18 protein-coding genes are annotated in these 19,149 nt (G+C 42.8%); 5 read left to right on the forward strand and 13 right to left on the reverse strand.

All coding sequences use genetic code 11. The features are described from left to right. Nucleotides 1-684: 684 nt before the first annotated feature. Both FBF61_RS32670 and FBF61_RS32675 read left to right on the forward strand, forming a co-directional pair. Nucleotides 685-1,827, forward strand: a complete 1,143-nt coding sequence (locus FBF61_RS32670) for an acyltransferase family protein (protein WP_138485200.1) — start codon at nucleotides 685-687, stop codon at nucleotides 1,825-1,827. Nucleotides 1,828-1,838: 11 nt separating this feature from the next. Beyond that, complete coding sequence (locus FBF61_RS32675; protein ID WP_205748349.1) at nucleotides 1,839-3,149, forward strand: alpha/beta hydrolase family protein; 1,311 nt, start codon at nucleotides 1,839-1,841, stop codon at nucleotides 3,147-3,149. A 13-nt stretch (nucleotides 3,150-3,162) separates the two neighbouring features. Here FBF61_RS32675 and FBF61_RS32680 read toward each other — a convergent pair whose 3' ends face one another. The 4 genes from FBF61_RS32680 to accC form a co-directional block, all read right to left on the reverse strand. Continuing rightward, nucleotides 3,163-4,242 (reverse strand): winged helix DNA-binding domain-containing protein, encoded by a 1,080-nt coding sequence (locus FBF61_RS32680; protein ID WP_138485201.1) that lies wholly within the window; start codon nucleotides 4,240-4,242, stop codon nucleotides 3,163-3,165. A 33-nt stretch (nucleotides 4,243-4,275) separates the two neighbouring features. After that, nucleotides 4,276-4,956 carry a 2-C-methyl-D-erythritol 4-phosphate cytidylyltransferase gene (locus FBF61_RS32685; protein ID WP_138485202.1) on the reverse strand — a complete coding sequence of 227 codons (681 nt, stop codon included), beginning with the start codon at nucleotides 4,954-4,956 and terminating at the stop codon, nucleotides 4,276-4,278. 236 nt (nucleotides 4,957-5,192) lie between these two features. Further along, a complete protein-coding gene (gene queA / locus FBF61_RS32690) occupies nucleotides 5,193-6,242 on the reverse strand; it encodes a tRNA preQ1(34) S-adenosylmethionine ribosyltransferase-isomerase QueA (protein WP_138485203.1) in 1,050 nt (349 codons plus the stop codon). A gap of 268 nt (nucleotides 6,243-6,510) precedes the next feature. Then, the gene (gene accC / locus FBF61_RS32695) at nucleotides 6,511-8,010 is read right to left on the reverse strand and encodes an acetyl-CoA carboxylase biotin carboxylase subunit (RefSeq protein WP_138485204.1); all 1,500 of its coding nucleotides are present in this window, start codon (nucleotides 8,008-8,010) and stop codon (nucleotides 6,511-6,513) included. Nucleotides 8,011-8,198: 188 nt separating this feature from the next. Here accC and FBF61_RS32700 point away from each other — a divergent pair, with 188 nt between their 5' ends. Together FBF61_RS32700 and FBF61_RS32705 are read left to right on the forward strand one after the other, a co-directional pair. After that, a complete protein-coding gene (locus tag FBF61_RS32700; RefSeq protein WP_138485205.1) occupies nucleotides 8,199-9,470 on the forward strand; it encodes an aminotransferase class I/II-fold pyridoxal phosphate-dependent enzyme in 1,272 nt (423 codons plus the stop codon). A gap of 257 nt (nucleotides 9,471-9,727) precedes the next feature. Next, complete coding sequence (locus FBF61_RS32705; RefSeq protein WP_138485206.1) at nucleotides 9,728-9,907, forward strand: BF3379 family histone-like protein; 180 nt, start codon at nucleotides 9,728-9,730, stop codon at nucleotides 9,905-9,907. 56 nt (nucleotides 9,908-9,963) lie between these two features. Here the strand turns inward: FBF61_RS32705 and FBF61_RS32710 are convergent, their stop codons facing one another. The 3 genes from FBF61_RS32710 to FBF61_RS32720 all read right to left on the reverse strand — a co-directional run bounded on the left by FBF61_RS32710 (nucleotide 9,964) and on the right by FBF61_RS32720 (nucleotide 11,438). After that, nucleotides 9,964-10,377 (reverse strand): MaoC family dehydratase, encoded by a 414-nt coding sequence (locus FBF61_RS32710; protein WP_138485207.1) that lies wholly within the window; start codon nucleotides 10,375-10,377, stop codon nucleotides 9,964-9,966. A gap of 150 nt (nucleotides 10,378-10,527) precedes the next feature. Next, entirely contained in the window at nucleotides 10,528-10,905 is a 378-nt protein-coding gene (locus FBF61_RS32715) for an HPF/RaiA family ribosome-associated protein (RefSeq protein ID WP_138485208.1), read from the reverse strand. 230 nt (nucleotides 10,906-11,135) lie between these two features. Further along, on the reverse strand, nucleotides 11,136-11,438 hold the full coding sequence (locus tag FBF61_RS32720) for a DUF4286 family protein (RefSeq protein WP_138485209.1): 303 nt from the start codon (nucleotides 11,436-11,438) through the stop codon (nucleotides 11,136-11,138). A 160-nt stretch (nucleotides 11,439-11,598) separates the two neighbouring features. On the opposite strand from FBF61_RS32720, the gene FBF61_RS32725 reads away from it, so the two are divergent. Next, entirely contained in the window at nucleotides 11,599-12,018 is a 420-nt protein-coding gene (locus FBF61_RS32725; RefSeq protein WP_138485210.1) for a cytochrome B, read from the forward strand. A 59-nt stretch (nucleotides 12,019-12,077) separates the two neighbouring features. Here FBF61_RS32725 and cysM read toward each other — a convergent pair whose 3' ends face one another. The 6 genes from cysM to FBF61_RS32755 form a co-directional block, all read right to left on the reverse strand. Beyond that, entirely contained in the window at nucleotides 12,078-12,950 is an 873-nt protein-coding gene (gene cysM, locus FBF61_RS32730) for a cysteine synthase CysM (protein ID WP_138485211.1), read from the reverse strand. A gap of 208 nt (nucleotides 12,951-13,158) precedes the next feature. Further along, nucleotides 13,159-14,364 (reverse strand): alpha/beta hydrolase family protein, encoded by a 1,206-nt coding sequence (locus FBF61_RS32735; protein WP_138485212.1) that lies wholly within the window; start codon nucleotides 14,362-14,364, stop codon nucleotides 13,159-13,161. Nucleotides 14,365-14,449: 85 nt separating this feature from the next. Next, entirely contained in the window at nucleotides 14,450-15,181 is a 732-nt protein-coding gene (locus tag FBF61_RS32740; protein WP_138485213.1) for an alpha/beta fold hydrolase, read from the reverse strand. A 137-nt stretch (nucleotides 15,182-15,318) separates the two neighbouring features. Then, nucleotides 15,319-17,037, reverse strand: a complete 1,719-nt coding sequence (locus FBF61_RS32745) for an AMP-binding protein (protein WP_138485214.1) — start codon at nucleotides 17,035-17,037, stop codon at nucleotides 15,319-15,321. Between the two features lie 140 nt (nucleotides 17,038-17,177). Beyond that, nucleotides 17,178-17,687: a GNAT family N-acetyltransferase gene (locus FBF61_RS32750; protein WP_138485215.1), complete on the reverse strand. Its 510-nt coding sequence runs from the start codon at nucleotides 17,685-17,687 to the stop codon at nucleotides 17,178-17,180. Between the two features lie 35 nt (nucleotides 17,688-17,722). Continuing rightward, a complete protein-coding gene (locus FBF61_RS32755) occupies nucleotides 17,723-19,114 on the reverse strand; it encodes a hypothetical protein (RefSeq protein WP_138485216.1) in 1,392 nt (463 codons plus the stop codon). Nucleotides 19,115-19,149: the final 35 nt, after the last annotated feature.

The raw sequence follows: 19,149 nt of genomic DNA on the forward strand, positions 1-19,149 counted from the left end.
CGAACAGAGAAGTTAAGCCCGGGACCGCCGATGATACTTGGATCAAACCTGGTAAAGTAGGTAGCCGCCACAATACTAGTACAAAACCTAAACAGCATCCCCATAAAGGATGCTGTTTGCGTTTAAACGCATTCTATATTTTATATCCTCGATCCGCTATTTCAGGGATCATTCCGAAAAGTTGAAGTAGCTCGTACAGCTTCATTAGCCGACAAAACACCAAAAATGCTAGGATCATCCCGAAAATATGGCCTTTTTTGGTGATTAGTAACGTATGTCAGTAACATTAGAGCCTGGCCGCAGCCACCGGCAACATTAATCCCATTTTCCCGGCAACATAATGCTATCACCGCTATCTTCAGAATATTGCCTTTTAAGTTTATAACTTCGAAAGAAGCCGTATAAGCTTATGTGAAAGAGCGGCTCAGTTTCATTTCAGGTACTACTTGAAAGTGTATCGCGGATTTGCTGTAGATCGAAGTATTGGTAAGTACTGAATCTGTTTTTACAACATTTATCCGATAACGTTCTCGTTAATATTTGGTGTGTAGTAGGGCAATGACTATGAAAAACATTCCTAAATTGTCTCGATGTAAGCGATGTGGACCAGTCTATATTTATTGTAGTCTCATAGTTATAAGCGTCATGCAATGTACTTAATACAGTAAAACAAATACCTACATAATGGAGACACGTTCTATTCCGATACAGGTTGAAAAGGAGAAACCAAGCAAAGCTGTCAGGTTGGCATCGCTAGATGCGCTTCGTGGCTTTGATATGTTGATGATTTCAGGCGGGGGAGCGTTCATTTTTTTACTGGGTGGTAAGACAGGGATTGATTTTATTGATGCGGTGGCTCTTCAATTTGAACATCCTGAATGGAACGGTTTTACGTTCTTTGATTTTATCTTCCCATTGTTTCTTTTTTTAGCCGGTACTTCTATGGCATTCAGCCTGACAGGGGGCTTGGCAAAGGGGATCGGCAAGCAGGAGCTCGCTATCAAGATTTTCAAAAGAATGCTCATTCTGATAATTCTGGGAATTTTGGACAAAAATGCGCCTATTGATATTTTTGATCCCGCACATATCAGATATGGGAGTGTTTTGGGCAGAATCGGTCTGGCAACGTTTGTCGGTGCTCTCCTTTATATGAATTACTCCTGGACGACAAGATTGTACCTGGGAGTTGCAATTCTGGTTTTATATTATCTCGCATTGATTTTGATTCCAGTTCCAGGTTTTGGTGCCGGCGATTTGTCATTTGAGGGGAATTTGATAGGTTGGTTTGACAGAAACTTTATGCCGGGAAAGCTGAAACAGGGCACATATGACGAGCTGGCATTGCTAACTCAGTTTCCAGCTCTATGTCTTACGATTTTTGGTTCTCTTGCAGGGGATATATTGTTAGCTTCCCATACTGCCGGTGAAAAACTCAAGAGGCATATTATCTTAGGGGCTGTCGGAATAATATCAGGCCTGATCTGGAATTCCGTATTTCCTATTAATAAACATTTGTGGTCATCATCGTTTATTATGCTAACCGGTGGAATGGCGTTTCTTTTATTAGCTGTTTTTTATTGGGTTATTGATGTGAAAGGCTATAAGAGGTGGTCATTTTTCTTTCGGGTAATTGGAATGAACTCTCTGGTAATATATCTCGCTGTAAGGTTTGTAGACTTCAACGCTTCTTCCAAATTGCTGTTTGAAGGATTCTACAAATATGCTCCGGAAAACTGGCATGAAGTATATAATGCACTTGGAGGATTCCTGCTTGTATGGTTGTTCCTGTACTTCCTGTACCGTAACAAGATTTTTGTGAAGGTGTAAACAATGTTGATATGAAATCCGGATCAGTCCTTAGTAAGTCAGAAGATAGCACTCAAGCCAGAAGAGAATTTTTAAAATCTTCTATTTCCATCGCAGCAATTCCATTTACGTTATCAGAGGTTGATTTTTTTGCGCTTAATTTTATGGATAAATCAGATAATCAAATACTCACTGCATCAGAAAAGAGCATAATAGGAGGCTATGGCTCCTGGGCTGCGTCATTGGTAGCGGCAACACCGTCTTTGTCTTTTCGTAACTCTGGCGAAAACGATATTGACAGCTGGAAAACGAAAGCCGTTTCAAAAGCCAATGAGTTAATAGCCCGTCCGCAAAAAAGTGAACCCAAGGTAACTATTGAAAAAAAATACACGTATGATGGGCTGGAAATAGAGGAACTTTCCTGGCAGTTGCCTTACGGAAGATCTACAAAGGCCGTTTTGCTGAAACCCTTGGGAGTTAAGAAGCCACTCCCGGCAATTTTAGGGTTACATGATCATGCGGGAATGAAGTATTTTGGGTATCGGAAAATTGTAAAAACTTCGGACGATCAGCATCCAATTTTGAAGGAACATCAGACGTCGGATTATGGGGGAAAAGCCTGGGCTAATGAAATAGCGAAGCGTGGCTATGTCGTGTTGGTACATGATACTTTTGCTTTTGGAAGCCGCCGTGTCTTGTACGAAGACGTGAAAGGCTTGGATTGGGGAAGCCTTGATGTTACCAACAAAAGCGATAAGGATCCGGAAAAAAGTGAAAATATTCTGGAGTATAACAAGTGGTCTTCGGAGCATGAACATGTAATGTCCAAATCACTATTTTGTGCAGGAACAACCTGGCCGGGAGTTTTTCTTTCCGAGGATCAGATAGCATTGGATATTTTGAGTAAAAGACCTGAGGTAGATCCGAAACGTATAGGGTGTGGCGGTTTGTCGGGTGGTGGATTGAGAACAGTTTATTTGGCTGGAATGGATGAACGGATTAAATGCGCTGTCTGTGTTGGATTTATGACAACTTGGGAGGATCTTATTCTTCACAAATCATTTACGCACACCTGGATGACTTATGCGCCATTGTTGCCGAAGTATCTCGATTTTCCTGAAATTTTGGGCTTAAGAGTCCCATTGCCAACACTGGTTTTAAATAACAACCAGGATGAATTGTACACTTTGTCCGAAATGAAAAAGGCAGACGTGATTTTAGGAGAGGTTTATTCCAAAGCAAAAGCCTCAGACAGGTATGCTGCGAAGTTTTATGATGGTCCGCATAAGTTTGACCAGCAGATGCAGAAGGATGCCTTCGAGTGGTTCGATAAATGGCTATAAGGCATTGCGAAAGTCATCGAACTTCAAGTGTTACAGTTTTATCTAAAAAACTGCCATACTTTTTAGCTTCTTTGGTAATTGATTTTATTTTTGATGCAGTAAGTTTATAAAATGGAAATATTTCAATTACGACCTTATCTGTTTTCAGGATTCTTTTCCATGTTCCTTCTACCTTCCCATTGATTACGATTGTGGGCATAAATACCCCATTGTTACCCGGTACAATACGGTTGGAAAACATTGGGTCAAGACTCAGGCTGCGGTCTGCGTAGCCCAACATATACTCGTCAAAACCAGGGAGTAGATAAGCGGAATTTTTCTTTACCTGATCCGGAAGGTTGGTGCTGGTCCAGTAAATTTTTTTGTTTACTTCAAAACTTTGAAGCCTGTCTTTAACCGCATTTAAGCCATTTTTTGCGTCTGAGATCTTTAGCCCCGTCCACCATATGAAGTCATTGATTGTAGCGGGACCATGGCCTGCAAAATATCGGTATGCAAGTTCAGCCAAAGCTTCTTCACCCTCGATATTTTTCGATTCGGTTATCCATTCATCGAATAACGTGTAAGTAGCTTGTTTTTCGTTATGTACCCCGTGGCACAGGATCTGTTTTTGAGCAAGATAATTGATGATATGTATACCTCTTTGACCGGTCGTAGGAATACCGTTATCTTCCAGAATTTGATACACTTCATTACGCATGAGCTGTTTCCCACCTTCCATCGCTCGAATGAGCAAATCCATGCTTTTATTCAAAGTTGCTTCATCGAGTTCCAATTGACGATGGCGACCTGCGGAGCCTGAAATGATTCGTGGTGTCAGCAATCGTAACATCCATCGTGCGTCTATTGCTGATACGAAATGCAAAGTGCCTCTCATTGGCCAAGTCCGGATTATTGATTTCGAGATAATAGCCTGATCGATATCGCTATCTGTTAAACCGGGATAGCGTAAACCAATCGACCACTTGGCTCCGAGATAATCTTGTGCCTGGATTGCCACCATTCCGGATATGATCTCAGCAGGAGTTTTAGCAGAATGATTCGAAATGAGTTGATTATGCAGACGTGCATGGAGTATATCTTCGACTTTCATTTCCAGGCCAATGCTAAATAATGTTAGTGATTCTCAGTAGCCTAAGCCTCTTAGGAATATTTCCGCCAGAAGTAAGTCCTCCGGCGTAGTGATTTTTATATTCTCGTACGATCCATCGAGCAGGTGAATAGGGTAGCCTGCATATTCCAAAACACTCGCACAGTCCGTAAATGTAGATTGGTAGGCATTCGAAAATGCCGTACGCATCCAGTCTAACCTGAAAGTCTGCGGCGTCTGTATCAACCTGAAATTGTCGCGGTTCACTGCCAGGTTTTTACCACCTTTTTCGATGTTACGGATAGAATCTTTGAGTGGTACGCTAACTATGGCAGTACCATGTTCGGCGGCTTTCATAAAGCAATCTTGTATGATTTCTCTGCTGATTACCGGCCGTACACCGTCGTGAACCGCAACCAGGCCACTGGAAGCTGTGATGCTTTCCAGACCATTCCTGACTGAATGAAACCTTGTTTCGCCCCCTGAAATTAAATCATATTTTTCTTTGAATGTATGCAACTCGCATAATTCATGCCACGCAAAAAACTGGTTTTTTGGAAGTACGACGATGATATTCAGGTCGTGCGAATAATTTCTGAAAGCTCTAATCGTATGCGCCAGAACCGGTAAGCCATTTACTTTCAGAAATTGCTTGGGAATCTCACTTTTCATACGGCTGCCGCTCCCCCCCGCGACTATTATTGCATATTCCTGCATACAATTAAAGTGAATGAGTTAATGACTGAATGATCCGCCTTGGAACGGGGAATGATTGAATGACCTTTTAACCATAAATGACCTAATAATTAATGACTCATTGAAAATTAATGAGTACTAATGACTACAAATGACTTTATTAACCAGACTTAATGGCTAAAAAAATGGTCATTTATGCATCAGGAATTTTGTCGTTCCGTGACCATAAATGACCATCTTCATTTATTATCTAAAAATTATACGATCAGCATCGCATCGCCGTAAGTGAAAAACTTATATTTCTCTTTGATCGCTAAGTCATAAGCCTTCATCACCAGATCAAATCCACCGAATGCACAGGCCGACATCAGTAATATGGATTCAGGTAATTGGAAATTAGACAGCAAAGCATTGGCAATTTTAAAATCATAGGGAGGAAAAACAAATTTGTCGGTCCAGCCTTCTACTGCTTTAAGATGCCCACTTGCGGAAACAGATGATTCAACTGCTTTCAGTGACGTGGTGCCAACTGCGCAAATGCGTTTCTTGCCGTCAATCGCGGCGTTAACTATATCTGCACTGCTTTGCGTGATCCTGTAGTTCTCCGAATCCGTTTTATGTTTTGTAAGGTCTTCAACATCAACGGTACGGAAAGTTCCCAGCCCCACGTGAAGCGTAACCGGTGCGAAATTTACGCCTTTGATTTCCAGGCGTTTCATGATTGCTTTTGTAAAGTGCATTCCTGCGGTGGGAGCAGCTACTGCACCAACATGCTCGGCAAAAATGGTCTGGAATCTCTCGCGGTCAGAACTTTCAACTTTACGACGTGAGATAATTTCAGGAGGAAGGGGTGTTTCACCAAGCTCGTCCACCAATTTCATGAATGCATCATTGTCTCCGTCGTAAAGAAAACGGATTGTACGACCACGTGAAGTTGTGTTGTCAATCACCTCAGCAACCAGGTCACTATCTCCGAAATATAGCTTGTTACCTACTCTGATCTTACGCGCAGGATCAACCAAAACGTCCCATAGGCGCATTTCACGGTTTAATTCGCGCAAAAGAAATACTTCAATTTTGGCTCCTGTTTTTTCCTTCTGACCATATAAGCGGGCAGGAAAAACCTTGGTATCGTTGATAGCCATTACATCACCATCATCAAAATAGTTGATAAGATCAGCGAATGTTTTATGTTCTATTTCTCCTGTTTTACGGTGAACAACCATGAGGCGGGACTCGCCGCGGTCGGAAGGATGAAGTGCAATGAGACTTTGGGGAAGATCAAATTTAAATTCGGATAGCTTCATAGCTGGATAATCAGTGAATTTCTAAAGTCGTGTGACAAAAGTGCTTATATGAAAATTGGGATGCTTTACTTTGATATTCTAATACTCTACTGGATTTTTCTGGAATTAAATAGGAGCAATCCCGTAAAAAAGAAAATTAATTAACAGGAATACTTGCATAGTAATCCCAAATTCTATATTTATTTTGAAATTATAAATTACAAAAAAATAAGACCGCAAAAGTAGTGTTTTTTGTTGATAAAACAAATAAAATCTTTGCGCGCTTGGACTATACCCTACGTGTTTTCCATTTCGAAACGGCCGCGCCTGTACCCACGGTTTTACAGTTTATATTATCCCATTTGTCGCTTTTAATTAGTTGTGCGGAAATGAATGCCGCCAAAACAGCCGACTCGTGATCAATTTCTTGATTCAGCATTCGGGGCTTGAAATGAATGTTGACAAAATTCGTATCAAAGTTGCCTGACGTGAACTCGGGATGTTTCATCACAAACCGGCAAAATGGTAAGGTCGTTTCGACACCGGTAATTTGATATTCATCGATGGCACGTATCATTTTTTGAATCGCTTCTTCCCGATCCGCACCGTAGGTGATCAACTTTGCAATCATAGGATCATAATAGATGGGGATTTCCATACCTTGCTCAAACCCGTCATCTATCCTTACGCCATTGCCAGAAGGTTTTACATACGTATTTAGTCTGCCAACATCTGGCAAAAAGTTATTAGCGGCGTCTTCTGCGTAAACTCTGACCTCAATGGCATGCCCGTTGATCGCCAGCTCTTCTTGTTTTAAGGCCAGGGGGTGGCCTTCTGCAATGCGTATCATTTGTTTTACCAGGTCGACACCCGTGATCAGTTCTGTAACCGGATGTTCCACCTGTAATCTGGTATTCATTTCAAGGAAGTAAAAATTGCGTTTTTCATCCATGATAAATTCCACGGTTCCAGCTCCGTAATAACCGCAGGACTTCGCCACGTCAATCGCGCACCTGCCCATTTCTTCCCGAATCCCGGGCGTAATGGAAATAGAAGGAGCTTCTTCAATAACCTTTTGGTGACGCCTCTGTACCGAACACTCACGCTCAAAAAGATGAATGATATTGCCATGCTGATCTCCGAGTATTTGAATTTCTATATGCTTCGGTGATTCAATGTATTTTTCGATAAAAACGGCCCCGTCGTTGAATGAAGACAATGCCTCACTGACGGCCCGGTCCATCTGCTCATCAAATTCCGTTTCAGTTTCTACTATGCGCATGCCTTTTCCTCCGCCTCCTGCGCTTGCCTTAATAAGGATTGGATAGCCGATCCCGAGTGCAATTTGTTTGGCCTCTTCGCGGTCGCTTATCGCGGTAGCTGTACCGGGCACCATTGGGATGTTGTATTTTCCGGCCGCCTGTTTTGCAGCCAGCTTACTGCCCATTATTTCAATAGCTTCCGCCGAGGGGCCTATAAAAATCAATCCTTCTTCCTGTACTTTTTTTGCAAAACCAGCATTCTCCGATAAAAAACCGTAGCCGGGATGTACCGCATCAACACCCAGATCTTTGCAAACTTTTAATATATTATTGATATTCAGATATGACTCCGACGAAGGAGCAGGTCCAATGCACACTGATTCGTCGGCAAACCGTACATGCGGTGATTTCCTGTCAGCTTCACTGTAAACCGCAACGGTAGCAATATTCATTTCTTTTGCCGTCCGCATGATGCGCAATGCAATCTCCCCACGGTTGGCAACTAGTATTTTTTTTATTGCGGGCATAATATTATATTAATGATTCAGTGGTATGCTGTCAGAAAGATGTCTCTTATTAAAAGAAGCAATTTTATTAATTTACTAACTTAGAGTCCCCGTGACTATCAGCTTTGTATTAAAGTAAGAGTATTTTTTTTAAATTTGCATTTATCTAACATTTATAATAATTGGTTACCCATATAAAATAGAATAGAGTGGATATTTTCGAGAAATTGAGGAACAACTCAGGCCCAATCGGCACACCGGCTAAAATGTTGAATAGCCATCATTATTTTTCATTTCCGATGCTGGAAGGAGAGTTGGGCCCACGGATGCGGTTTATGGGTCGTGATGTATTGAACTGGAGTCTTAATAATTATTTAGGTTTAGCCAATCATCCGGAAGTGAGAAAAGTGGATGCTGAAGCTGCTGCAAAATGGGGACTGGCATATCCGATGGGAGCTCGCATGATGTCCGGAAATTCTACTCAACACGAAGCTTTTGAAAAAGAACTTGCAGAATTTGTAGGTAAAAGAGATGCTTTTTTGCTGAATTATGGATACCAGGGCGTGATGTCGGCCATTGAATGCCTTTGTGATCACAGGGACGTAATTGTATATGACGCGGAATCACATGCTTGTCTGATCGATGGCATACGCTTACATAAAGCAAAGCTTGGGGAATATTACAAGTTTAACCACAATGATATGGTTAGCCTTGAAAAAAACCTGATCCGTGCTACAAAACTGGCGAACGAAAAAGGAGGAGGTGTACTTGTTATCACCGAAGGGGTTTTCGGAATGTCAGGAAAAGTAGGCGACCTTAAAGCAATTGTAGAATTAAAGAAAAAATACAGCTTCCGTTTATTGGTTGATGATGCGCATGGTTTCGGAACAATGGGTGATACCGGCGCAGGGGTAGGCGAACTACTCGGCGTTCAGAAAGAGGTTGATCTTTATTTCTCAACTTTTGCCAAATCCATGGCGGCGATCGGCGCTTTCATTGCTTCCGATGATCCTGAGATTATCATGTTCCTGAAATATAATATGCGTTCGCAGACGTATGCGAAAGCGCTTCCGATGCCTTATGTCGAAGGTTGCCGCAAGCGTCTTGAAATGATCAAGACCATGCCTGAACTTCGCACGAAGCTCTGGGAAAATGTAAAAGCTATGCAGGACGGTTTAAGGAGCCGCGGTTTTAACATAGGCGAAACTGAATCCCCGGTTACTCCCGTGTTCCTTCACAGTGAGGGCGGTGTGCCTGAGGTGACACGTATGGTTCGTGACCTTCGCGAGAATATGGGTGTGTTTTGTTCTATCGTTGTTTATCCGGTAGTTCCGAAAGGACAGATTATGCTGAGGATTATTCCTACCGCGTCTCATACGCTTGAAGATGTAGAGTATACTTTGAATGCATTTACAACCCTTGCTGAAAAACTTAAGAACAGAGTTTATCAAAGTGAGGATGTGCAGGAAGTAGTTGAGTAATTACAAAATATGCGTTTTTCGCTTTCTGAGGGCTTTTTTTTTAAAAGCCCTCATTTTTTTTTGAATTATAGCGCAAAATGTTTTTTCGTTAAATTACTGACAATCAATTAGTTAAATAATTGCAAAGAATTAATTGCATTTTAGAGGTGTTTTTTTTTGTTTTTTGGATTGGGAAAATACTTTTAATTGCTAAATTTCGGGCAAAACACGCGTTTTTAGCTTGTTAGAGGCATTTTTAAACTAAAAAACAAGAAAACATGGCAAGATTTGATGAAGTTAAAGATTTGATCTTATCACTTGAGGGTGATTTTGATAAATTCTACAACAAAGGTAACCAGGCAGCAGGTACGCGTGTTCGTAAAGGCATGCAGGATTTGAAAACGCTGGCTCAGGACATTCGTTCAGAAGTTCAGAATAAAAAGAATACCGGCGAGTAATTTTTAAGGCACACGAAGAGTTTAGGCCCGGCTTGAAAACAAGCTGGGCCATTTTTTTAGAATTTCTCCTGATTAATCATCGTTGCAACACCTCTGGTCACTACCTTTTTGGTTGTAGCGTCAATGATCTCCGTCGAGATTTCAGCAATATGTTTTTCCTTATTGATGGTCTTGATCGTAAAAACTGCTTTATATTCAGTCTCTACAAACATAGGCCGTAAAAATTCCAATGTCTGTTTCAGATAAATGGATCCGAAACCGGGAAACTGGGTGCCCAGCACTTTGGTGAAAATGGTTGCGCCGAGCATACCATGAATAATGGGCCGCTTGAATGAGGTAGTGGCTGCGTATTCGGCATCAAGGTGAATTGGATTATTATCACCAGTCAATTCCGCGAAGCGCACGACTTCATCCTGGGTAAATTTGAATAATTCTTCAAATGTGGCATCAGTTACCGGTTCTATTGTCATGTTATTATTTAGTTTCTGGAATAAAATTTTTCAAAATAAGAGCAATTTCATCAGTCTGGCAAGGCGTTCACTGAATGGTTTTCAGGTATGTCATAAAACAAAAGAAGCCGCCCGTGGTGGACGACTTCTTTCGTTTTACGATATATGACTCTATTCTTCGGTTTCTTCTGCCAGGACGGTAACTGCATCCGTGTCAACCGCGCCTTCAATCAATTTCGGTGCACGTGCATTGTTACGCTTATTTTTGAATTTTTTTACTTGCATTTTTAAAGTATCCACCGCTAAATCCGTCGCTTCCTCAAATGTCGTACCCTGCTCCTTCACGAACATTGTCCCACCGGGCACATATAATTTAACTTCCAGAAGTTTTGTATGTAGTTTGGCATTTTCACTTTTATCGAGCTTAAGGAACACCTCCCCGCTTGTAATCCGGTCATAAAATGTATCCAGTTTATCTAGCTTTTGTTGGATGAAAACCAACAATTTGGGATCGGCGTCGAAATGAATTGCTTGCATCTTCAGTCTCATAAGCACTTTGTTTTAAGGTAAAACTTAATTTTTAACCATTCTCCGCAGTCCATAATGCCGGGCGGGAGCGGCACTTTTCCTCATTGTAAAAGTTGTGCCAAAATATTGGTCAACCCGACATATATTAGCGTCAAACGTTATTTAAATAAAGTCAAATATTACCTTAATGTCAAGTTAATTTGAAGGTTTTGTGACAATTCTTTCGTTGGCATAATACGCTGGCAAAATAGCTATGCTTCTTCCAAAAGTGTCCTGAAGGAAACATATTGACCGTTGAACAATTCATGATGCTGCTCCTGAAACCGCGATTGATGATGGGTCTGATAAGCCAGGAAATCCTCCATTGTCCTGAACGTAAACTGGTTTGTATAAGTCGATCCTTCGTTTTCAATTTCCGTAAGCAATCTTAATAGTTTGCATTCCAAAGGCACGCCGGTTGCCTGTATTTGAGGTATATGAATGGTTTTCATGTAATGCAGCCAGTCCTTTTCAGCGTCATAGCTGATATTGACAGTGATATTGTAAATGATCATAATGCTTAATTTTTCTGTTTAAGATAACGTACAAAGATGATGGTTAAAATTCAAAATTGTTTGCAGATGCAGGAAAGTCAGGATCTGTAAAAGTTGTGGGATGCTCGGTTGAGCGTTACATTTGTATACTTATACAAGATTCACCATAACCTGTTTTCACATGAATATTCTTATACGCGCCCACTCGGGCCTCCGTTATGTAGTGTTAGGACTTTTAATCGCAGCGATTTTTATTGCTTATTCCAACTGGCAGAAATCCAAAGATGGCGACAGCAAGGTTTATCTGTTTGCCCTTATAGCCACACATACCCAGCTTCTGATCGGACTAATCCTATATACGATGAGCCCGAAAGTTGATTTTAGCCTGATATCGGAGAAGGTTTTTCGATTTTATTCGATCGAACACGTGTTTATGATGGTAATAGCCATCGTCCTGATTACAATAGGAAGGGTACGGTCCAAAAAGCTCGCCGGCGCAGACAAGCACAGGACGATTTTATATTTCTATGCCATGGCGCTTATTATTATTCTGGTCGCTATTCCCTGGCCATTCAGAAACCTGGGTTCTGCCTGGTTCTGACAATCATGAGGCCACATAACATCCGACTTGAGTTACTATTCAGGTCGGATGTCGGTTTTTTAGCCAAACAAATCACTCGAAAGATAGCGGTCTCCCCGGTCGCAAATAATGCAGACAATCACACCTTCATTTATTTCCTTCGCCAGCTCAACAGCTGCCCAGGTCGCTCCGCCGCTGCTCATACCTGCAAAAACAGCTTCTTCCTTTGCCAATTTACGGGTCATTTTTACTGCATCATCCTGAGTTACCTCTATAATCTTATCTACGCGGCTGCGATCGAAAATTTTTGGTAAATATTCTACCGGCCACTTGCGGATTCCCGGTATACTTGACCCGTCGGTGGGCTGGCATCCTACGATCTGTATGTTATCATTCTGCTCTTTGAGGAATCTCGACACACCCATAATGGTGCCGGTCGTTCCCATCGAAGACACGAAATGGGTTATGCTCTGTTCAGTGTCTTTGTATATTTCCGGCCCCGTGCTGTTGTAATGTGCTTTCCAGTTGTCCGGGTTTGCAAACTGGTTCAGCATGAAATATTCGTCGCTTGCGGCCTTCTCATCTGCAAAATCCCGCGCACTTTCCATGGTTTCGGTCAGCACTACCTTTGCACCGAAAGCTTCCATTGTGAGGACCCGCTCCCGCGTAGAACTCTGCGGCATGATCAGCTCAATTTCCAGATCAAACAGCCTGGCAATCATGGCAAGGGCTATTCCTGTATTTCCGCTGGTCGCTTCTATAAGTTTCACTCCGGGCCTGATTTCACCACGGCTCAGGGCTCCTTTTATCATGCTGAACGCTGCACGGTCCTTCACGCTGCCACCTGGGTTATTGCCTTCCAGCTTTCCGTAAATTTTTACTTTCGGGTTGGGGTTTATTTTTTTTAGCTCGACAAGAGGGGTATTTCCGACGAGATCAAGAAGTGAGGACATTAGAGTGATTAAATTCGTGATGTATGCAGAACAATTTTATAATGCTGATAGTGCCAGCGTTTTTCAGCTGATAACAGCTGTTTGTTTACAACATCGTAATCGTACTGGGGTTGCCATGTCCGGGCAAATTGTAGGGTAAAAAATCGAAGTTTTACGCAAAAGCATATTTGCTCTATTAATATGATAGATTGCAAATATACTTTAAAATTCATTTCGTCTCTTCAAAAAAGCCTTTGGTGCCAGCTAAATACCACACAATTGACGAAGCATGATCACCGTTCGTAATTGGAACAAGTTGAACGTCGGTAGCTCCCGCCGCTTTCATAGCGTTGTAGGCATTTTCGGAATTGAAATAAAAGACAAGCTTGTCTTCATTGCCATGGAACAGCCTCGTCGGTGTTTTTGGCTTCCAGTTGTACACATCATTGTCACCTATTGCGTCAATAAACCCTTTGTCCGTTCCGTCGTTCAGATTTTTTTTGAAAGAGTCGTTCAGGATTGTATTGAAACTCGTGTTTATAGCCGTAGCAGCCCCTGATTGTGAAATTTGTGAGGCATATGGCTCTTTGAAGTAATAAGATGCAGGTTTGTTCAGTTTGTAAATCCGGTCGTAAGTCAGCAATACCCAGAGATAAAGCTGATTGTAAGATGAAATTCCATGCGTATTGCTGTTGATGACATATTTCATGAAGGCGGTTTTGTCATACGCGCCGGCCCCGCAGCTGGAAGCTCTCAAATCGAATTCCGACGAAGCCTGCTCTTCGATCATTTTTTGCAGAGACATTGTGGCATAGCCTCCCTCCGAATAACCCGCCAGATATAGTTTTTCATCCCATTTTACATCACTCTGGCTTTTTAAGAACTCTTTTGAGGCCCGCAACATATCCAGAGAAGCCGAAGCAAGGCTGGCTCTGTGTTCATAAGGATGCGGAAGATTTTTTGATGCACCATATCCAATGTAGTCAGGATAAGCAATGATGTAGCCCATCGAGCCAAATAATGCGCCAAAAGTGGCTGCTTCGGAACCTTCACCGAAGTTGGACGGTGCAGACGCATCTTCCCGTATGGTGCCATGTTGAACACTGATCAGCGACGCCGGCTGGTCTGTAACCGGAACGATCAAAGCACCTGAGGCAGTAATTTCTGCACCGTCGGTATTCTTGGTTTTATAAGTGATCTTATAAACTTTTATTCCCGTTTTTACATAACCTACCAATAATGGGCTGATTTCAGAGGCCTCTTGTGCGACCTGTTCTTTTGTTAAATTGGTCAGTGCCGCGGTTTCCTGAAGATACTGGTTCTCCTCAACATCGGGATTTACCGGAGAATCATTATTACAGGCATTGAGCAAAAGCAACACCCAGAACAGGAGGGCATACTTGGAAAAATGAAGAGCAGGGATAATTTTTTTCATAGCTTAAAAGAAACAGGTCGGTGTTCACTTTACAAGTAACGAACACCGGCCTGATTTTGGTCAATAATATATTGGTTTGGTAAACTTAAATTCTACCCATATACCAGTTGATCATCCGGGCAGTAGCATCCGGACGTTCGACCATTCCCAGATGCCCCGCCTCAGCGAGAATAAACGGGTAACTTTGTTTCGGATATTCAGACAAACTGATACAACTTTCAAAAGGAATAAGCTTGTCCTGCATACCTATGATGAACAAAACAGGAAATGGCATCGCAGCCAGAACGGCTGTTCTGTCCGGACGGTTGCGCATGGCTACAATACCCGCGATCAGCGCGTCTGCCGGAAGTTTTCCAAAATATTCGATATGGGCTTTGATTCTGTCAGGATACAGCTCCTTATAGCGGTCGCCGAATAAATTTCCGGCTGTGTTTTTTATAAATGTTTCAGTACCATGGTTGCGGAGGAGCTCGATAGTCTGATTGCGCTGGTGTTTTTTGGCTTCATCGTCTGCATACGCGGTCGAATTAAATAAGCCAAAGCCTTCGAGCAGTTCAGGATATTTTTCGGCAAATGCCAAAGCGATATACCCACCCATGGAATGCCCGATCAGCGTAAACTTTGTAATGGTAGCAGTCGTAAGAAAACGGTACAGTTCATCTGCATAATCTTCAACGGACTGGCAAAAGGTAAACAGCGATATGTTGGGCCTGACTATCGTATAATACTCGTTGAGTGCGGCATCAAGACTGTCCCAGATCGTATCGTCTATCCCATGTCCGTGTAGTAATACCAATGTTTTCCGGTGTAGATTCATAAAGAAAAGCTTCAAGGTTGAGAACTTGTTTGGTTAAATATACATAAACCTAGCTCTATTTTCGCCTTTTGGCCTCATTTGATTTCTAAAAAACCAAACGTTTATAACCGGAGGTTACCATTCGGATACACTGTTTTTTATTTTGCTGACTTTGCCGTTTCTTCCTCGCGCAGTGCTCTCCGGAGGATTTTTCCAACATTCGTTTTTGGCAACTCGGTTCTGAATTCTACTTGTTTCGGGCACTTATAGTTGGTGAGGTTCTCCTTGCAATATGCCTTTACTTTTTCCTCGGTGAGTCCGGGGTCTTTTTTTACCACGAAGATTTTCACCAGTTCTCCCGATCGTTCATCGGGAATGCCAACACATGCTACTTCAAGCACTCCTGGGCATTGGGATACTACTTCCTCGACTTCATTGGGGTATACGTTGAAACCCGAAACCAGTATCATATCCTTTTTCCGGTCGACGATCTTGAAGAACCCATCTGCATCCTCATACCCGATATCGCCCGTCCTGAACCATTTTCCATGACTGTCTTCAAACATAACTTTGGCAGTTTCATCGGTGCGGTTGTAATAGCCAAGCATAATCTGCGGGCCCTTTGCACATATCTCGCCTTTTTCATTCAAATCCGCCCAGGTATCATCATCTTTGAGGATCCGCATTTCGGTACTGGGGAAAGGAAGTCCGATTGTCCCTGCTTTATGTTTGCCGTCCAAAGGGTTCACTGAAAGTACAGGTGAAGTTTCGGACAGGCCGTAACCTTCCACCAATGGGCAACCGGTCGCTTTTTCCCAACGGTCTGCTACGATTTTCTGTAATGCCATACCGCCTGCAATGGTTATTTTTAAATCGCTGAAATCAATACTGCCGAAATCAGGATTATTGAGTAACCCGTTGAAAAGTGTGTTCAGGCCGGGGAAAATGTTAAAACGGAAGTTTTTGAGTTCCTTTACAAATGCCGGTATGTCCTTGGGATTAGTGATCAATACATTCAAAGCGCCCCATTTGATGCCGCAGAGGCCGTTGATCGTGAGTGCAAAAACGTGGTAAAGCGGAAGCGCGCCAACCAGTGTTAGCTGGCCCCGCGTTTCTGATTTTCTCATTTTGGACATAAGCCATTCATTGATCCCTTCTACATTGGCGATCAGGTTGCGATGGGTGAGCATGGCACCTTTCGAAACACCCGTCGTGCCGCCTGTATATTGTATAAAGGCAAGGTCGAGGCCAGTGAGATATGGGCGCTTGTACGTTGCTTCGGAGCCTGTGGCCAGGGCGTCTGCGAAAGTAACCGCTTTGGGCAGATGGTAAGCCGGCACCATTTTCTTGATGTATTTTACCACTGCATTGACAATCAGCTTTTTGGGGAATCCAAGCAGATCGCCGATCTCGGTAACAATCACATGTTCTATATCCGTGTGGGCAATTATTTTTTCCAGATTTGCGGCAAAATTTGCAAGTATTACGATCGCTTTCGCACCCGAATCTTTAAACTGATGCTGCATTTCACGGGGTGTATACAATGGATTTGTATTCACGATCACCAGGCCGGCGCGTAGCGCACCCATCATCGCGATAGGATATTGCAGCAAATTCGGCATTTGAATAGCAATGCGGTCACCCTGGTGCAATCCAAGACTTTGCAGGTAAGCTGCAAAGTTTCTCGATAATTCGTCCAGTTTCGCAAACGTGAGCGCCTTGTTCATGTTATTATAGGCTGGCTTATCCGCGTTTTCCCGGAAGCTGATTTCCATCATTTCCACAAGAGACGAATAGGCGTCAGGATTTATCTCGTAGGGAATTCCTTCGGGATAGTTTTTAAGCCATGGATAGCTGTCCTTTGATATCGCGATCATGAGTTTGAGAGCTTAGGTACGAAAAACTAATATCTGAAAAATTTAAGATAATCAATTAAGACAAAATTTTATCAAGCAGGTGCAATTTTTTTTGTAAAATACTGCACCAGTTGTATGTTGTCACCCAAGAAAATTCAGAACTATTTACGGGAGATTTCCCAACGCCAGAGCAAACCCTCCTCGGCATCATTCACATCTTCGGTCTGTACAAAACCCAGTTTTTCGAGGATATGGGCAGAAGCATTCTCCTCAGCTACGGTATGTGCGATCACTTTTCTTACAGAACTATGGTTGAAAGCATGTAACAGCAAGCCCTGGGCAGTTTCAAATCCAAGTCCTTTCATGCGGTGCGAAGGCATTATTTCATAGCCAATCTCGACCACGCCATTTGGGTCAGGCTCACCTTTGTAGCCACAGGAGCCTATCAGCTGATTGTCGGGAATATGAATAATGAGGTAAACCCACCAGTCTCTGAGTGGCGGATGCGCTTTCCAGCGATGGTAGGAAGGGGTGAAAGTGTCGCGGAATTCTGTCCACTTTTTAGGGACATTGACACCCATCACCTTAGCCAGGGTATTATTTCCCATACGGATTGCGTCGTAGAGGGTATCGTCGCAGGGAACAATTCTTAAATGGGGGGTTTCAATCATATTAATCTGAAATCAGCCCCCAATGTAAGAAACTATTATGAGTTGTTCTCGTCAAAGCGGTCTGTAATCGCTTTGCGAATGGCCTGATGAGGGCGCATGCCCGAGCTTTTGGTACGTGGAACGGCCCGGTCTGAAGTAGAATTGGACTTAGCGCGTAGTGCCAGATTGGATATTGTCAGATGACTGTTTTTCCACGTATCATATTCTTCTTCACTCATTACATCGCGGGTTACCTGGCCATGCGCATACCCGTCACCAAATGACTGAATCCGGCTGGAGGTAAGTGCCATTTTGCGTTCCAGTTCGAGAGCTTCGATTTCGGCGCGGATACGGGTTTCTTCCTCTTTGAGGTCTTCCCATTTTGGCATTACGGCAATATCATTTTCCAGAATATTTTTTTGCGACAGGTGGCTTGCAAGCGATTTTTGCAAAGGCTCCATTTGTTTCAAAATTCTTTTCCTTCTTCTTCTCAATCGCCACAATTTAGGATCGACTTGTAACCATCTGTACCAAAATCCCTGCAATACAGGCAACGCCATACCCAATGAAACGGCACCGGCCACGGCAAAGAGTACACCGCTCAGAACAAATGAAAGAAGTGCCCATGGACTGTTCACCAGATCAAGGTTCAGCTGATCTGAATTTCTGAGTGCTTCTTCGATCTTGTTGGTTAGTTCAGGACTATTTACCGGCGCGCCCGTTAATGGGTCAACTGCGTTTAGCTGTAAGTTTTTTACAGATTTATTGATAGCCTCTTTCAATTTATCCGTTCTGTAAGCTTCATAGCGGAACCAGCCCAAAATGATCAGGGTAACGATCGCAAAAATGGATAACGTCAGCTTAAAGCCTGCATACCTCGATTTCCCTTTCGGAGCGGCCTCGTTGTGATAAGGTTCTTCTACAAGCCGGTCGTAGGCAGGTTTTAGTAAAATAGACAGCATCGCCAGACCGATCGCAAAAGCCCAGGCTTCATTCGGGTTCCGGATGTTGAGCGCGTAGGCAACAATTTCATGCGAAATAATGAGGTCACCCGCTACAAAAGATATACCTGCTGCCAGAAAGATCAATCCTGCGATCAGCGAATAAGTAGGTGATTTTTCTGCGCGTTTGTCTTTTAATTCCTCTGTGGTCGAATCAATGTCCGCTACCGAAATTTCCAGGTCATTGATTTGTTTGGTGGCATTGTTGAGGCCTGTTATCTCATTCTGAAGCTTATCGAACGCAGTTTTCTGGCGTTGGATCGTGTCCTGATATCTGTTCCGGACGGATTGCAGGTCTTCTTTTTTTGATTCCAGTCTTTCCTGAAGCCACACATGGTTTACATTGCTGGACAAAAATGTTTCATAAACCTGGCGGTCGACACCTTCAATCCCGCTGGAATACCCGTGCTGGTAATCTCCGCTTTGGTTTGGATCCTGTTCGTTCATGACCTTAAATATTTTGATTGATCGAAATTGAATGA

Source organism: Dyadobacter bucti (genome assembly GCF_005869225.1).
In the GTDB taxonomy this organism is placed as follows: Bacteria; Bacteroidota; Bacteroidia; order Cytophagales; family Spirosomataceae; genus Dyadobacter; species Dyadobacter bucti.

Coding starts and splice junctions, on each gene's coding strand:
- FBF61_RS32670 (WP_138485200.1), top strand. CDS start 685: ATGGAGACACGTTCTATTCCGATACAGGTTGAAAAGGAGAAACCAAGC.
- FBF61_RS32675 (WP_205748349.1), top strand. CDS start 1,839: ATGAAATCCGGATCAGTCCTTAGTAAGTCAGAAGATAGCACTCAAGCC.
- FBF61_RS32680 (WP_138485201.1), bottom strand. CDS start 4,242: ATGAAAGTCGAAGATATACTCCATGCACGTCTGCATAATCAACTCATT.
- FBF61_RS32685 (WP_138485202.1), bottom strand. CDS start 4,956: ATGCAGGAATATGCAATAATAGTCGCGGGGGGGAGCGGCAGCCGTATG.
- queA (WP_138485203.1), bottom strand. CDS start 6,242: ATGAAGCTATCCGAATTTAAATTTGATCTTCCCCAAAGTCTCATTGCA.
- accC (WP_138485204.1), bottom strand. CDS start 8,010: ATGCCCGCAATAAAAAAAATACTAGTTGCCAACCGTGGGGAGATTGCA.
- FBF61_RS32705 (WP_138485206.1), top strand. CDS start 9,728: ATGGCAAGATTTGATGAAGTTAAAGATTTGATCTTATCACTTGAGGGT.
- FBF61_RS32710 (WP_138485207.1), bottom strand. CDS start 10,377: ATGACAATAGAACCGGTAACTGATGCCACATTTGAAGAATTATTCAAA.
- FBF61_RS32715 (WP_138485208.1), bottom strand. CDS start 10,905: ATGAGACTGAAGATGCAAGCAATTCATTTCGACGCCGATCCCAAATTG.
- FBF61_RS32720 (WP_138485209.1), bottom strand. CDS start 11,438: ATGATCATTTACAATATCACTGTCAATATCAGCTATGACGCTGAAAAG.
- FBF61_RS32725 (WP_138485210.1), top strand. CDS start 11,599: ATGAATATTCTTATACGCGCCCACTCGGGCCTCCGTTATGTAGTGTTA.
- cysM (WP_138485211.1), bottom strand. CDS start 12,950: ATGTCCTCACTTCTTGATCTCGTCGGAAATACCCCTCTTGTCGAGCTA.
- FBF61_RS32735 (WP_138485212.1), bottom strand. CDS start 14,364: ATGAAAAAAATTATCCCTGCTCTTCATTTTTCCAAGTATGCCCTCCTG.
- FBF61_RS32740 (WP_138485213.1), bottom strand. CDS start 15,181: ATGAATCTACACCGGAAAACATTGGTATTACTACACGGACATGGGATA.
- FBF61_RS32745 (WP_138485214.1), bottom strand. CDS start 17,037: ATGATCGCGATATCAAAGGACAGCTATCCATGGCTTAAAAACTATCCC.
- FBF61_RS32750 (WP_138485215.1), bottom strand. CDS start 17,687: ATGATTGAAACCCCCCATTTAAGAATTGTTCCCTGCGACGATACCCTC.
- FBF61_RS32755 (WP_138485216.1), bottom strand. CDS start 19,114: ATGAACGAACAGGATCCAAACCAAAGCGGAGATTACCAGCACGGGTAT.